The 13231-nt window shown below is 61.8% G+C and carries 15 protein-coding genes and 1 tRNA gene; 5 read left to right on the top strand and 11 right to left on the bottom strand.

The features are described 5' to 3' along the window. Positions 1-29 precede the first annotated feature (29 nt). Positions 30-605, bottom strand: a complete 576-nt coding sequence (locus ACFSM5_RS07800) for a hypothetical protein (protein WP_379875756.1) — start codon at positions 603-605, stop codon at positions 30-32. 195 nt (positions 606-800) lie between these two features. Between ACFSM5_RS07800 and ACFSM5_RS07795 the strand changes: the two genes are divergently transcribed. Then, on the top strand, positions 801-1004 hold the full coding sequence (locus ACFSM5_RS07795; protein WP_379875755.1) for a hypothetical protein: 204 nt from the start codon (positions 801-803) through the stop codon (positions 1002-1004). A gap of 516 nt (positions 1005-1520) precedes the next feature. Continuing rightward, a complete protein-coding gene (locus ACFSM5_RS07790; RefSeq protein WP_379875754.1) occupies positions 1521-2264 on the top strand; it encodes a hypothetical protein in 744 nt (247 codons plus the stop codon). Positions 2265-2293: 29 nt separating this feature from the next. Here the strand turns inward: ACFSM5_RS07790 and ACFSM5_RS07785 are convergent, their stop codons facing one another. The 4 genes from ACFSM5_RS07785 to ACFSM5_RS07770 form a co-directional block, all read right to left on the bottom strand. Continuing rightward, positions 2294-2644 (bottom strand): hypothetical protein, encoded by a 351-nt coding sequence (locus tag ACFSM5_RS07785; RefSeq protein WP_379875753.1) that lies wholly within the window; start codon positions 2642-2644, stop codon positions 2294-2296. 69 nt (positions 2645-2713) lie between these two features. Then, positions 2714-2805, bottom strand: a tRNA-Ser gene (locus ACFSM5_RS07780). Between the two features lie 47 nt (positions 2806-2852). Then, positions 2853-3551: an HAD family hydrolase gene (locus ACFSM5_RS07775; protein WP_379875752.1), complete on the bottom strand. Its 699-nt coding sequence runs from the start codon at positions 3549-3551 to the stop codon at positions 2853-2855. Positions 3552-3610: 59 nt separating this feature from the next. Then, on the bottom strand, positions 3611-4297 hold the full coding sequence (locus tag ACFSM5_RS07770) for a GntR family transcriptional regulator (protein WP_379875751.1): 687 nt from the start codon (positions 4295-4297) through the stop codon (positions 3611-3613). Positions 4298-4375: 78 nt separating this feature from the next. On the opposite strand from ACFSM5_RS07770, the gene ACFSM5_RS07765 reads away from it, so the two are divergent. Beyond that, positions 4376-5653, top strand: coding sequence for a benzoate/H(+) symporter BenE family transporter (locus ACFSM5_RS07765; protein WP_379875750.1), 1278 nt, complete (start codon positions 4376-4378; stop codon positions 5651-5653). A gap of 6 nt (positions 5654-5659) precedes the next feature. Here the strand turns inward: ACFSM5_RS07765 and tyrS are convergent, their stop codons facing one another. The 3 genes from tyrS to ygfZ form a co-directional block, all read right to left on the bottom strand. Continuing rightward, positions 5660-6922: a tyrosine--tRNA ligase gene (gene tyrS, locus ACFSM5_RS07760; RefSeq protein ID WP_379875749.1), complete on the bottom strand. Its 1263-nt coding sequence runs from the start codon at positions 6920-6922 to the stop codon at positions 5660-5662. Positions 6923-6994: 72 nt separating this feature from the next. Then, positions 6995-7504 carry a GNAT family N-acetyltransferase gene (locus ACFSM5_RS07755; protein ID WP_379875748.1) on the bottom strand — a complete coding sequence of 170 codons (510 nt, stop codon included), beginning with the start codon at positions 7502-7504 and terminating at the stop codon, positions 6995-6997. A gap of 5 nt (positions 7505-7509) precedes the next feature. Then, positions 7510-8343, bottom strand: a complete 834-nt coding sequence (gene ygfZ, locus ACFSM5_RS07750; RefSeq protein ID WP_379875747.1) for a CAF17-like 4Fe-4S cluster assembly/insertion protein YgfZ — start codon at positions 8341-8343, stop codon at positions 7510-7512. Between the two features lie 115 nt (positions 8344-8458). On the opposite strand from ygfZ, the gene ACFSM5_RS07745 reads away from it, so the two are divergent. Then, positions 8459-9427, top strand: a complete 969-nt coding sequence (locus ACFSM5_RS07745; RefSeq protein WP_379875746.1) for a hypothetical protein — start codon at positions 8459-8461, stop codon at positions 9425-9427. Here ACFSM5_RS07745 and ACFSM5_RS07740 read toward each other — a convergent pair. Further along, on the bottom strand, positions 9424-10215 hold the full coding sequence (locus tag ACFSM5_RS07740; RefSeq protein ID WP_379875745.1) for a glycosyltransferase family 2 protein: 792 nt from the start codon (positions 10213-10215) through the stop codon (positions 9424-9426). The two genes, ACFSM5_RS07745 and ACFSM5_RS07740, sit on opposite strands and share 4 nt — an antisense overlap. 72 nt (positions 10216-10287) lie before the next feature. Between ACFSM5_RS07740 and ACFSM5_RS07735 the strand changes: the two genes are divergently transcribed. Next, positions 10288-11247, top strand: coding sequence for a glycosyltransferase family 9 protein (locus tag ACFSM5_RS07735; RefSeq protein ID WP_379875744.1), 960 nt, complete (start codon positions 10288-10290; stop codon positions 11245-11247). Positions 11248-11250: 3 nt separating this feature from the next. Here the strand turns inward: ACFSM5_RS07735 and ACFSM5_RS07730 are convergent, their stop codons facing one another. Together ACFSM5_RS07730 and ACFSM5_RS07725 are read right to left on the bottom strand one after the other, a co-directional pair. Beyond that, on the bottom strand, positions 11251-12303 hold the full coding sequence (locus ACFSM5_RS07730) for an extracellular solute-binding protein (protein ID WP_379875743.1): 1053 nt from the start codon (positions 12301-12303) through the stop codon (positions 11251-11253). A gap of 92 nt (positions 12304-12395) precedes the next feature. Then, the gene (locus tag ACFSM5_RS07725) at positions 12396-13199 is read right to left on the bottom strand and encodes a cold-shock protein (protein ID WP_379875742.1); all 804 of its coding nucleotides are present in this window, start codon (positions 13197-13199) and stop codon (positions 12396-12398) included. Between the last annotated feature and the right edge of the window lie 32 nt (positions 13200-13231).

Below are 13231 nucleotides of genomic sequence, written 5' to 3'. Positions count from 1 at the left end.
GCCCTGGGGGAATCGGGTGTCGCGGCGGATTAATGCTGATTGACGGCGGGGGTGAAAAAGCCCGGCAGGCTTTGGGGCTGTAGCGCCATGTCGTCGAACTGTTTCGCGAGCAACGCGTAGCTGCCAGCCTGTTCATCGAGGGTTATCTGACTGGAGATTTGCAGCCATGCTAACGTTTGGACGACCGTCTGGATCGCGCTGTCAAAGGCGGGCTGGAGAGGGGCCGGGATGCCCGCCAAGATATCCTGTTGAGTCGCCTGCAGAGCTTCATTTGGTTCCGCACCCCAGGCGTTGAGATGGTTGCGCAGGGAACGTCTCTCTCTGGCCTCTTGCGCAGCATGGCCCCGTAACTGAGAGCGATCCTTGGTCCGCAGCAGTTGTACCTGGCTGCCGTTGTCGGTGCCGATGTGGTTCATCCGGTCGCCAGGGGTAATGGGGTAGGTCGGCGGCCGCACGGTGGCTGGCCGCAGTAGGATGTCCTCGAGGTAAAAATGTCCGCGATATTCGGGCAACTTCAGGCAGGTGCGGGCCGTGAGTCCGGTCTCCGGCTCTATGTCGTATGGGCGCCCGATTACGATCAGGAGATTCGGCACAACAGGGTACATCTAAGGCCCTCCGATTCAGGAGGGTCTTAGCTGGGCCGTGGCGGCACGAGTTCAAGTGTCACCCCTTCAGAAGCATTGATTCCGAAGGGTTTTTCGCTCCCGGCAGCTTTTGTGCAAAGGTTGTTAGGGACGGTTCTTGGGAGGTCGCCCTCTTGGCCGTTTCCCGACCGCAGGTGAGGTCGGCAGCATCTGAGATTGCTGGAGCCGCTCGTCGATCCACTTGAGGAGAGGCCCCCTCAGGAAAACGATGTTTCGGCCGATGCGCAGATGCGGCGGCCGGTCACGTTCGGCCGTCAGAAGGCGGCCAAGCGTGCGCATCGAGCAACCGATAAGCTCGGCTGCTTCTGGTCGGTGCAGTTGTGTCAAATCGTCGAAAAGCTTCGGATCCAAGGCGCATGACTCCGTCGCCGACGCTTCAAAGCGTAGACGCAGCTATCTCTGTCACGCCCATTGGGCGTTATCAGAGAGGCCAGATGCAGGGTCTGAGCATCCGTATGAGTCATGCTGAACCGGACATTGCTAAGAGGCCTGCGGGCGTTAGCGTTTTCGGGAGGGCTGAGCCGCTCATAGTCCTATTCCGATTCCACATCCGTCGATTTTCGTCCGGTAGTACTTCGGGGAGCCCCCTCAGAGCTTCGCGCCAGGGATCCTTGCCGCGCCTGATGGCAAGTCCGAAGCGCGAAGTTAGTACGTGACGATGATCCGACAGAGACCATGAAAATTAAATGCCATAGCTCTGGCGATCTGACAATCGAAATCGGAACAAGAGGGGAACGCTGTGCTCGGGCACTCATGGCCACGTCGATTGTCCCATTCGTCAACCTCGTCAGGTCATGGTCGCCGTATGGGGACGGGATGATGTTTCAGCATGTAATTTAGTGGAGGTGTTGATCTGCATTTTTGAGGAGAAAAGCGATGGCTTTTTTGCGGAATTTTTCGAATGTCGGCAAATACATCTTGGTTGGATCTTCTGATGCGCCAATGACGAAGAGGCAGGCGATCAATCTGATGTTGTTTGCTGTCTCATTGTTGGCGACAGGGGCATTTTCGGTCGGGATTCAAGCTTGGCTCTTATATGGAGGTTGTTTTGCGAGCGAGCCTTGCCGCTTATCTCTAATGCCTCCCGAAGCCGCGACGGTTGTCGTTTTGCTGCTGGCGGCTTCAGTTTGTGTGATTGCGATGCAGAGCGTCGCACGGGTTCTGTGGCGTATTGTTTTGGTTCTTCTCACCGCGGGACTTTTATGGGGGTTCCTTACGATCAGTTTTCACCCGATCTTTGCCTTCGTCGGGTTTGGTTTATCGGCAATCATCGCGTTAGCAGCCGGTCTCACGTTGGTGATCAATTTTGCAGTCATGCTTCCGGGTTTCGCTTCGTGGTTCCAAAAGCACCGGCCGCATGTTGAAGAACTGTTGGATCTTCAGTTGAAGATTTCCAATATCGGTATCGCCGTTTCGGGTGCCGTCGTGGTTTTTGTGAGTCTTCTTAAGGCTGATGTCACGTGTGGACTTCATGCCTGCGATATTATCCGCAGCATTCCCGCAGACGATCTGCTTCCGTATGGGATGCCCGTTGTATGGCTCTTTGTCGGTAGTTATGCGCTCAATTTCGCGAGGGGTTTTTCGCGGCTCCTCGTTGTCGTCCCAACTGCGTCTCGGTGATGTTTTTTGAGACTTGCTCGTGATCGGTTTCAGTGACCGTCGGGAGTTTTTTGAGCAACGCCGAGGCGTGCAATTTCCATCGCTTCGGCGTTGCTTTCTGCGATGGTTTTCTCGAAGGAAAACCAGTTTGCTTCGAGGTATCGCTTTGTTTGATTTCGGTTCGCGGCGGAGGATTTTTCCGACGTCCTTTCATCGATCGCATTGTGATGCTGTTGCGATTTGAGTGATGGAGGGCACGGAAAGAGCTTCCGGTGTGCCCGCTCGACCGTTGCAGGGATGCATCCGCCCTCCGGGAGGGGGCTGGAAGCGGGATGGGGGCGCGACAGTCGCGCGACAACGAGCCTGAAATTTGCTGACCAACCGTGACCACTGGTGGCCACTCGTGGCACCTGTAGGCCAACTCCAAAAACGAAGAAGAGCCGCAGTTTCCTGCGACTCTTCAGCGTAATTGGCGGAAGGGATGAGATTCGAACTCACGGTACGGTTTAACCCGTACAACGGTTTAGCAAACCGTCGCCTTCAGCCACTCGGCCACCCTCCCGCCGGGGGTATCTACGCTGAAGTTGCACGACGTATGCGGGGGGCGTTCTAGCGGCTATCGACCATCGCTGTCAACGGTAGATGATGGGTGGATGCCAGCCAGTCGCGCACATCCAGCAAAGAGGGGGCAATACGGTGGGCAATCGCCTCGATTTCCGACGTCGGTTGCAGCAGGTCCGGCACCATAACTGCCGCAGCGCCCGCACCATGGGCTGAGCGGATACCATTGGCGCTATCCTCAAGCGCGAGACAGCGTGAGGCATCGAGGCCTAACAGGGCAGCCGCCTTGAGATAAGGTTCAGGATGCGGTTTGCCATTGCTGACATCATCGCCGCCGATCAGGCCCTGAAAGCGATGGCGGATCCCGGCGTCGGTCAGTTTCGCTTCTGCCCGGCCCCGTGCGGTCGATGTCGCGACGGCGCAGGGGATGCGCAGCTCGTCCAGCAGGTCCAGAAGCTCGATGACCCCAGGCATCAGGGGCACCGACTCCTTGGCGACGTGCAGCTTCCAATGATGGTCCAGGCGCGCGCGCATGCGGTCGTGATCATAGGTCGGGCCATAGTGATTGATCAGCAGTTTGGCGCTTTCGATGCCGTTGCGGCCGATCATGCTGAGGTAAAGTGCCTCGTCCCACTCCAGCTCCAGGTCAACCAGCGCGATGCGGAAGATGCTGAGATAGATGCGTTCGCTGTCGAGCAGCAGGCCATCCATATCGAACAGAACGCCATCGAACCGGGGAGAGGACATCGGAAACTCACTTTAAGACTTTATTTATCCTTCCGGAGTAGCGCCGCTTACAGTCCACGTCAACTGGTCCTCTGGGTAAGGAAGTCATGCAGGCTGCGATGACCTTCCTCGATATGCCTTGTCACAATTGCGCAGGCGGCAGGAATGTCGCGGGCGCGGGCCGCTGCCAGCAGCTCACTGTGGTCATCCTGGGATAGTTCCTGATGGCCGCGCGCCGCCACCAGGAACCGGACATAGCGGTCGGCGAGGGCAAGATGCTGTTCCACCAGCGTCAGCAGGCGAGGGTGCCCCGCACGGCTCATGAGCGTCAGGTGGAACCGATGATTGAGTTCGCCCAGCGCCTCGGTCGGTTCACTGTCCATTTCGGCAAGCAGTTCCTCCGCCCGGTTGAGGTCCTCCTCGGTCAGCCGGGGAATGGAGAGAGAGAGGGCTGCGGTTTCGACGGCGACGCGAATGCTCGCCACATCGGCGCTGTCGGCGGCGGAAAGTTCGGCGACAATGGCACCGCGATGGGGATGAAAATCCACCAGGGCCTGGGACTCAAGCTGCCGTAGAGCCTCGCGCACCGGCATGCGGCTTACCTGGAAGCGAGTTGCCAGATCCTCCTGCCGCAGAGGCGTTCCTGCGGGCAAGGAGCCATCGATGATGCCTGCCTTCAAGGTGGCTTCGACAAATTCGGTTGCCGTGCGGAAACGCGGCTTGCTGGCCGCGATCAATAGATTCAGTCGGTCGGTGGTGTCCGCCAAGATAGCCCCTTGTTTGCTGATTGGATCCAATCTACAAAAACGCTGTCCTTGGATCAAGAATCGCTTCGGGAACGGCACATGACCCGCATCGCTCCGACAGGCCCGCTTACTGCTCGCTCCCCTGCATCCTCCTCAGAGGCGGGGGTGGCGCAGACTGCGACTCCGGATGCCACGACGGGCGTGCCCGGAACGGCTGGCAGCGGCACCCGTCAGCAGATCATGACCGGCCTCCTGACGACGCTCGTCGGCTATGCCAGTTCGGTCGCTGTCGTGATCCAGGGGCTGACGGCGGTTGGGGCGACGACGGGGCAGATTGCGTCCGCCCTGGTGCTGCTGGGGATGGGGATGTGCGTGGTGTCCTGGAGCCTCAGCCTCCTGACCCGCATGCCGATCAGCGCGGCCTGGACGACACCCGGCGCGGCCCTGCTGGCGACGGCTGGGGTGATGCCCGGTGGTTTCCCGTCCGCCGTGGGGGCTTTCATCGTGACGGGCGGGTTGATCCTGCTCTGCGCCTTCTGGTCGCCCCTGGGACGGCTGATCCGCGCCATTCCCACCAGCCTTGCCAGTGCGATGCTGGGTGGTGTGCTTCTGAAGCTGTGTCTGGCGCCTTTCCTGGCGCTTGGGAGCGTTCCAATGCTCGTCTTGCCCATCTTGCTGGTCTGGGTGGTGATGATGCGTCTGGCGAAGCTGTATGCGGTTCCGGTGGCGGCTGCTCTGGCGGTTGTTCTGATCGCCATGACCGATCCGCCGAACCTGGGGGCGGGCAGCGCGCTCTGGCCGACATTGGAATTCGTGACCCCGGTGTTCGAGCCGACGGCGATGATCTCTATCGCCCTGCCGCTGTTCCTGGTGACCATGGCCTCCCAGAATATCCCCGGCTTCGCCGTGCTGGCGAGCTACGGCTATCACCCTGCGGCAAGGCCTGTACTGGCGGTGACGGGGGCCTATTCGATCTTCGGGGCGTTCTTTGGGGCGCTGACGGTCAATCTCGCCGCCATCACGGCGGCTCTTTGTGCCGGGCCGGATGCGGGGCCTGATCCCAAGCGCCGCTATATCGCGACGCTCTGGAGCGGTGTCGGGTATATCGCGACGATCCCGCTGGCGATGATCACGGCGACCGTGGTGGTGACCTCACCGCCCGTGCTGATCCAGGCAGCGGCGGGGCTGGCGCTGCTGGGGGCTTTCGGTCAGTCGATGCTGGGGGCGGTGAAGGAGGAAGGTGACCGCATTCCTGCTGTCGTCACCTTCCTCGTTTCTGCGTCCGGCCTCAGCATCTTCGGCGTCGGACCAGCTTTCTGGGGGCTGGTCGCGGGTGGCCTCGTGCTGGCGATCTTCCGTTTGGGGAAGAGGGCCTGATCCGACTTAAATCAGCTTCACCAAGCTATAGTTCTTCTTACCGCGCCGGATGACCAGCACCTGACCATCCAGGAAGTCGTTCGCGGTCAAGGTGGGTTCGCCGGTGACGGCTTCCCCGCCATTCAGGCGAACGGCACCTTGGCTCACCTGGCGCCGGGCGTCGGACTTCGACGGGCAGGCGCCGCTTTCAACCAGCAGATCCAGCAGAGCAACGCCCTGGGCGACGCGGTCGCGGGGCAGTTCGACGGCCGGGACATCGGCGAACACCTCCAGCAGCGTCGCCGTCGGCAGGCCTGCGATATCGCCGCTGAACAGGGCGGCAGACGCCGCGATGGCACGGGCAGCTTCGGCATCGCCGTGGATCTGCTTCGTCATCGTCTCGGCCAGCAGCTTCTGCACGGGGCGCGAGCCTTCGCCGACCTGACTGTCCATCGCTTCGATCTCTTCGCGCGGCAGGAAGGTGAACAGCTTCAGCAGCCGCATCACGTCGGCATCCTGGGTATTCAGCCAGAACTGGTAGAAGGCGTAAGGGCTGGTCATGGCGCCGTCCAAGTAGATGGCGCCCTTCTCCGACTTGCCGAACTTGTTGCCTTCGGCGTTCAGCAGCAGCGGCACGGTCAGACCGAAGGCGCGTGCACCCTCGGCGCGGCGGATCAGGTCGGTACCGCCGACGATGTTGCCCCACTGATCGGACCCGCCGGTCTGCATGGTGCAGCCATGGCGACGGTAGAGTTCCAGGAAGTCGCGGGCCTGCAACAGGCTGTAGGTGAATTCGGTGAAGCTGATGCCTTCGCCTTCGCGCTCGATCCGGTTCTTGACCGAATCCTTCTGGATCATGGCGTTGACGGAGAAATGTTTGCCGGTATCTCGCAGGAATTCCAGCAGCCCCATCGTGCCCAGCCAATCGAGGTTATTGGCGTAGATCGGCGGATTGTCGGAGGCGTCCAGCACCTTTACGATCTGGGCGTGGATCTGCTTGCCGTTCTCCGCCACCTTTTCCAGGGACAGAAGATTGCGCTCGGCCGACTTACCCGACGGATCGCCGATCAGGCCGGTGCCGCCACCGACAAGGCCAATCACCTTATGTCCAGCGCGCTGCAGATGCTTCATCAGCGTCAGCGCGACGAGATTGCCGACATGCAGCGAGGTCGCGCTGGGATCGTAGCCGTTATAGAAGGTGATCTTCTGCGTCTCGAGAATCTGACCCAGATCCTCCGCAGTCCACTGATGCACCAACCCACGCCACTGCAAATCCGCCCACAAACCCATGTCACACCTTCTCGTCTTATATCCCGCAGAAAATCGGGGAGGAGCGATGGTTAGACAGGCCGGGCGGGCGGGTCAAGCCCCAGCGGCAACAAGGTCGAGATGCATCAGCAACTCGTCGTAATATCGGCCGGCGATCTTTAGGGATTTCGGATGGCGCCCGTAGGCCACGAAGCCCAGGCGCTCATAGAGCATCGATGCATGACTATTGCCCGCTTCGACGGTCAGGATGATCTGTTCGAATTTCAGTCGGCTGGCGATGCCGATCAAGGTCTGGATCATCGCCGATGACATGCCGGTACCCCGGGCCTTTTCCTGGATATAGACGGAAACCAGCTTGGTGATATGGGCGCTATTTCCCGGCGGTAGGGGCATGAGTGCGGAGATCCCGACCAACTCGTCCCCAACATATCCGCCGACATAGATCAGGTTGCCCAGGCGCCTGTAATAGCTTTCAAGCTCTTCCTTGCTCTCAGTGTCATAGCTGGCACCGAAGGCGGTTGGATGTGCCTGCAGAGCTTCCAGGCGCAAGGCCCGGACGGCGGGCAGGTCGGTCGGATCCAGACGGCGGATGGTAAAACTCAACGGATCTATTTCTCCTGCGGCAGACGCACCCAGTCGGGGACGCTGGGATGAACCGGCTTACCGTCGGCGGTCAGGGCATCGGCCGTCAAGAACTCCAGCCGGATCAGGGCGAGGCCGATGCCATCGGTACCCCCGCGCATGTCGCCTGCATCCCTCTCACCCATCAGCAGCGGCGTGCCGGGGGCAGGAGGCGCGCCTTCGAAACGGACGGGCACCAGGCGCCGCTTCACGAGGCCGCGATATTTCGTGCGTGCCGTCAGCTCCTGCCCGATGTAGCAGCCCTTATCCCAGGCGACGCCCTGTAGTTCATCAAAGCCGCTTTCCACCAGCAGAGCTTTGTCGACCGGCAGATCGACGCTGCCTTCGGGAATGCCGAGGGCGTAGCGGTGGGCATGGTAGGCGGCTTCGGGGACCAGCCCGTCAGGCTGCGGCGCCTCGCGAGGCTGGATGAAGCGCTGACCGAGATCGGGGTGACGCGGATCGGTCCAGTGAATACGGCCCGCTTCCTCGCTCGCACTGCCGTCCCAGGCGGCATAGGTCCGCCACAGATCGCTTTCCACCGTCAGTGTGGCCTTGGCGCGCAGCTTGTAGAGCGACAGGCGTCGGACGAGATCACTGGCGCGGGAAGCCTCGACGTCTATCAGCAGCACATCCTCGTGCGGGATAACCGTGAAATCGAACAGATACTTGCCCTGGGGCGTCAGGAAGGCAGCATAGACGGGCTCGCCCGGTGCTGCCTTTTCAAGGCTGTTGGTAATCAAGGCATCCAGGAAGGTGACCCGATCTTCGCCACGAATGGCAACGATAGTCCGTGTCGTGAGTTCAGCGATCTGGGTCATGGTTTTTCCTGATAATTCCTTGATCCCAGAAGTGGCGGGTTACGCTCTTCTTGGCAAGAGGGGTCCGTTTAGGGCTTGATGGGCGCGCGATATGCCGCTGGAGACTGGAGTACCGATGAAGCGATTGATGCAGGCTGGGGCGATTGCCCTGCTGATGGCAACCACCCCGCTGGCCGTGCAGGCCCAGGGACGCCCCTTGCCGGGCGATGCCTCGCAATCGGTGAAGCAGGCGACCATGCTGCTCGATCAGGTCAAAGCCTCCAATCTCGACCGCTGGTGGCGGGCTAATGCCATCGCCCGCATGGCGCGCACGCTGGCGCGCATGGGCGATACCGACAGCGCCCGCATCATGGGGCGCGACATGTTGCTGGTCCTGCGTGAAGCCAGCCAGGATAACACCCCGCCGCCCCCCGCCTTGAGCGAGTCGGCCAGCTTCGCGATCATGGCCCAGGCCTATGCCGATCTGAAGGACCCCGTGACCTCGACCGAAGCTGCGAATGCTGCACTGAAGGCGCTGAGCACTGATCCGGCAATCCGCGCCGCCACCTTGCCGCTGATTGCCCAGGCGATGGCCGATGTCGGTAGCCGGGGACCGGCGGGCGACATGGCGCTGGAAGGGCTACGGTCGGCTGCCGCATTGCCCGCAGGACGCGATCAGCTCTCGGCCCTGGCAGCCATTGCTCAGGTGCAGGCCAAGCTGGGCGATCGTGAAGCCGCGATGGGAACCGCCATGGCCGCCCGCGATGCGCTGCCGCCTGCGTCTTCCATGGCTGACAAGGCTATCGGACAGGCCCAGATCGCCCGTGCTTTTGCAGCCGCTGGCGATCAGCAGACAGCTCGCGCAGTTGCCCGCGACGCAATCCGCACCTACGACCAGTCGGTCAATGATAGCACCATCACCACCGGTCAGCGCGTTGCGAGCCTCGCGCTCATTGCGATTGCCCAGGCCGAGGCGGGCGACAAATCGACGGCACGTCAGATCCTCGGGGTCGCCAAGCAGACTCAGACAGGCATCAGCGGGCAGTATGAGAAGCTGATCTCCTTCCTGACCGTGGCTGACGCCGTGATGTTGATCGAGCGCTAGTCGTTCTTGGAGCCGCGGGTTTCCAAGATTTCGCGGGCTTTGAGATAGGAGAGCAGGGGGTAGAGGCCGGCGAATAGCCCGAGCATCACCCCCATGTAGCCTTCCTTATAGCCCTTGCGCTGAAGATAGACCTTCAGGAAGCGCGTGAAGAAGCGGCGTACCCAGGTCCGGGTCAGCCCCAGTTCCTTGCCGCGCTCGATAAGCTGCAGGGCATTGCTGGTCGTATAGCGGTCGAGACGGGCCAGCATGTCCGAGATATTCTCGTCCACATGATGGATCAGCGCGCCATCGAGTTTGCCCTCGATCCCCTTGACCTCGATCCGGCAATGGACGCGGTCGGTCTGGTGCCAGATCTTCGCCCCCTTGCTGAACAGCAGGCCGCGGCTGTTCACGCTGTTATAAGCACCCCAACCGTGGCGATAGAAGCGGCCACCGACATAATTATGGACGGCCGCGCGGGCCGATCCGAACGGCGGATTGCTGTCGATATAGGCCCGGATGGCTGCCGCCAGCGTGGCATCGACCCGTTCGTCCGCATCAATCTCCAGAATCCAGTCGCCGGTGCAGGCGTGAATCCCGGTCATGCGCCGCTCCCCCTGAAGCTCCCAAGCCCCTTCGATCACGGTGGCGCCAAGGCTACGGGCAATCTCCGCCGAACGGTCGGTAGTGCGGTCCAGCAGCACCACGATCTCGTCGCAGAAAGCGATGCTTTTGAGGCTGTCCCCCAGCATCTTCTCCTCGTTCCGGGCGACGATCAGGGCCGAAAGGCGCGGTCTGGTGGCCGACATGGAAGAAAACTCCTTGGCGAGGCGGCGGGGCGGGTGCTTATTTACCGCCCCATTGGTCAGAGTTCTAGAAGAATGCCGGGAAAGAAGCGCCTGCTTTTCATCACCTCCACCCGGATCGGCGATGCCGTCCTGGGGTCGGGTGTGCTTGCGCGGGTGCTTGAGGAAATGCCGGGCGCGCTGGTGACGGTTGCCGGTGGCCCCCTGGTGAAGCCGCTGTTCGACGGGCTGCCCGGCCTGGAGCGGTTCATCCCCCTGGTCAAGCGACGCCATAGCCTGCATTGGCTGGGGCTGTGGCGCGAAACGGTCGGAACCTATTGGGACACGGTCCTGGATCTACGGGGATCTGTCATCGGCTATAGCGTGCCGCGCCGCCGGTTGATCTGCTGGTCGGGGCGCCGCGTGGGCGAGGGGCATCAGGTTGAACGCTTTGGGCGGTTGTTGGGGCTCGATTCTCCCCCCGCTCCGTGCCTCTTCCCGTCCTCCGAACAGATCGCCAAAGGCAAGGCGCTGCTGCCGTCCGACCGTTCGGTCCTTGCCCTGGGGCCGACAGCGAATGGACGCGGCAAGGAATGGCCGCAGGAGCGCTTCGCAACCCTGGCCCGCTGGATCGTCTCGCAGGATGGGCCGTTGCCGGGGGCAGCTATCGCGATCTTCGGCGCCCCCAGCGACCGCACTTATGTTCAGCCGCTGGTGGATGCTCTGGACGGGCAGACCATCATCGATGGCTTCGGCTATGGCGATCTCGGGGTGACGGGGCAGGCTATCGGGGGATGTTCGCTGTTCGTTGGCAATGATAGCGGCCTCATGCATATCGCGGCGGCCAGCGGCGTCCCGACTTTCGGACTGTTTGGCGCCAGCCCGTCGGAACGCTATGCACCCTGGGGGGCGAATGCAGGATATGCCGCTTCGCCCGTGGATCCGGACGAAGCTATACGGCGTCTGATCGCCGACAAAGTCTGGCCCATGGATTGGCTGACGCTTGATCAGGTCCAGCAGGGGCTGACCGACTTCTGGGCGGCCCAGCGACGTTAGTTGTTAGCTCTTCGGCCAGAAGCGGTCGATGTCGGGCTTGCGCAGGGTTGCGCGCAGCGGGTCGATCACTTCCGTCTTCGGCAGTGGCGCAAAGCGGCCAGCCATCTCGGGTGGCAGCGACAGGTTCGGCAGGGCAGGGCGCACGAAACCTTCGGCGAACAGGCGCTGGGCCTGTTCCGACATCACGTAATTGAACCAGAGCTTGCCGCCCGGATCGTTCCGCGCGCCCTTGATCAGGCTCATGGCGTAAGGCGCCGACGCGGTGCCGTCGCTCGGCAGCACGATGTCGATATCTTCCAGCCCATCGGCATATTTCGCCCGCAGGCCGTCCGCTTCGAAATTGATCCAGATGGGGATTTCGCCCTTCAGGAAGCGGGCATAGGAGGTGGCGGTATCGACGCGCTGGATATTGCCGCTCTTATGCAGGGTGGTGAAATAATCGATGGTTGGGCGGACCGTATCCATCGACCCGCCTGCCGCGACATTGGCGGCAAAGGCCGTCATCAGACCGACCGAGGTGGTTGAGGGGTCGAAATAGACGATCTGGTTCTTATAGTCCGGCTTGCGCAGGTCCGCCCAGGAGCGGGGGACGTTCTTCACAAGCTTGCGATTGACCAGAAAGGCGATAGGCATCTGGTGCACGACGGTCCAGAGGCCATCGCTATCCTTCAGCGGTCCCGGCAGGCGGTCGGCATTGAGCGGCCGGAAGGGTTGCAGCACGCCACGGCTGGCCGCATCCACGGCAATCAGACCGAAGAGATAGACCGTATCGGCACCCGGACGCTCGCGCTGGCGATCCAGCAGCGTCACGGCGGCGGTGGAGCCGATGTCGTTATGCACCAGCATCAGTTCGGGATAACGCTCGCTAAAGCCTTTGACGACCGATGACCAGTTCGCCCAACCCAACGCGGTGTTCGAGGCGACGACAAGCCCGTCCTTGATCGACTGATCGAGCAGGCCTTTTTCGCCGGGATAAAGTTCCGGCCCTTCAAGCGCGAGGGAGGGGGCGGCCAGCAATGTCATACCGGCGATCATCGAGATGAGGCTGCGCTTCATCTGAACTTCCTTCACGCTTGATTCAAAAAGAAAACCCGTCCTCATTTATCATGAGGACGGGTTGATCTCCAACCTGTTTTGGCGGTTACGGCTTAGTAGCCGCCACCACCGCCGCCGCCGTTACCGTCGACTTCTAGGCTGCGGGCTTCGGGGCCCTTGTCACGCTCGATCGAGGTGAAGCGGACGCGCTGGCCCGGCTGCACTTCGACCAGACCGGCGCGGCGCAGCACCGAAGCGTGCAGGAACACATCCTTGCCGCCCGAATCCGGGGTGATGAAGCCGAAGCCCTTGGTTGCGTTGAACCACTTCACGATGCCTTCGCCGCTTTCGGTCGGGCCGCTGTAGTCGTTGCCGCCACGATCGCCCCGGTCATTGCCATAGCTGCGCTCGCCGTAGCCGCCACGATCCTGGCCATAACCACCGCGATCCTGGCCGTAGCCGCCACGATCCTGGCCATAACCACCGCGATCCTGACCGTAACCGCCGCGGTCATAGCCGCCGCGATCCTGGCCATAGCCACCACGGTCACCGAAGCCGCCGCGATCCTGGCCGTAACCGCCACGGTCGCCGAAGTCGCCACGCGGAGCGCGTTCACGGTCGCCGCCGCTGCTGCCTTCGACGGCGGTCGACTCGTCGACTTCCAGCAGACGCATGACCTGGCGGCCCTTCTTGCCCGGCGCCACTTCGCAGGCAACGGTCGTCCCCTCACGCAAGGAATCCATTCCTGCGCGCTGCACCACCGAAACATGTAGAAAAACGTCTTCCGTCCCGTCGGTCGGCTTGACGAACCCAAAACCCTTGGTGGTGGAGAACCAGCTCACCTGGCCGCTCAGACGCTCGGTCGGCAGAGCCGGACCCGAGGGGCGGGCGGAGGGGAAAGCACCTTTGCGCATCATGTACGGACTTGCTCCATCTGACCGCTGTTCAT

It is taken from the genome of Lacibacterium aquatile (assembly GCF_042683105.1).
In the GTDB taxonomy this organism is placed as follows: Bacteria; Pseudomonadota; Alphaproteobacteria; order Elsterales; family Elsteraceae; genus Lacibacterium; species Lacibacterium aquatile.
Note: the sequence above shows the minus strand (reverse complement) of the source record. Positions and strands in the feature narration are given on the sequence as shown.

Bases quoted from the DNA above. Each gene is read 5' to 3' on its own strand.
- ACFSM5_RS07800 (WP_379875756.1), bottom strand. From the start codon at position 605: ATGTACCCTGTTGTGCCGAATCTCCTGATCGTAATCGGGCGCCCATAC.
- ACFSM5_RS07790 (WP_379875754.1), top strand. From the start codon at position 1,521: ATGGCTTTTTTGCGGAATTTTTCGAATGTCGGCAAATACATCTTGGTT.
- ACFSM5_RS07775 (WP_379875752.1), bottom strand. From the start codon at position 3,551: ATGTCCTCTCCCCGGTTCGATGGCGTTCTGTTCGATATGGATGGCCTG.
- ACFSM5_RS07765 (WP_379875750.1), top strand. From the start codon at position 4,376: ATGACCCGCATCGCTCCGACAGGCCCGCTTACTGCTCGCTCCCCTGCA.
- tyrS (WP_379875749.1), bottom strand. From the start codon at position 6,922: ATGGGTTTGTGGGCGGATTTGCAGTGGCGTGGGTTGGTGCATCAGTGG.
- ygfZ (WP_379875747.1), bottom strand. From the start codon at position 8,343: ATGACCCAGATCGCTGAACTCACGACACGGACTATCGTTGCCATTCGT.
- ACFSM5_RS07745 (WP_379875746.1), top strand. From the start codon at position 8,459: ATGAAGCGATTGATGCAGGCTGGGGCGATTGCCCTGCTGATGGCAACC.
- ACFSM5_RS07740 (WP_379875745.1), bottom strand. From the start codon at position 10,215: ATGTCGGCCACCAGACCGCGCCTTTCGGCCCTGATCGTCGCCCGGAAC.
- ACFSM5_RS07735 (WP_379875744.1), top strand. From the start codon at position 10,288: ATGCCGGGAAAGAAGCGCCTGCTTTTCATCACCTCCACCCGGATCGGC.
- ACFSM5_RS07730 (WP_379875743.1), bottom strand. From the start codon at position 12,303: ATGAAGCGCAGCCTCATCTCGATGATCGCCGGTATGACATTGCTGGCC.
- ACFSM5_RS07725 (WP_379875742.1), bottom strand. From the start codon at position 13,199: ATGATGCGCAAAGGTGCTTTCCCCTCCGCCCGCCCCTCGGGTCCGGCT.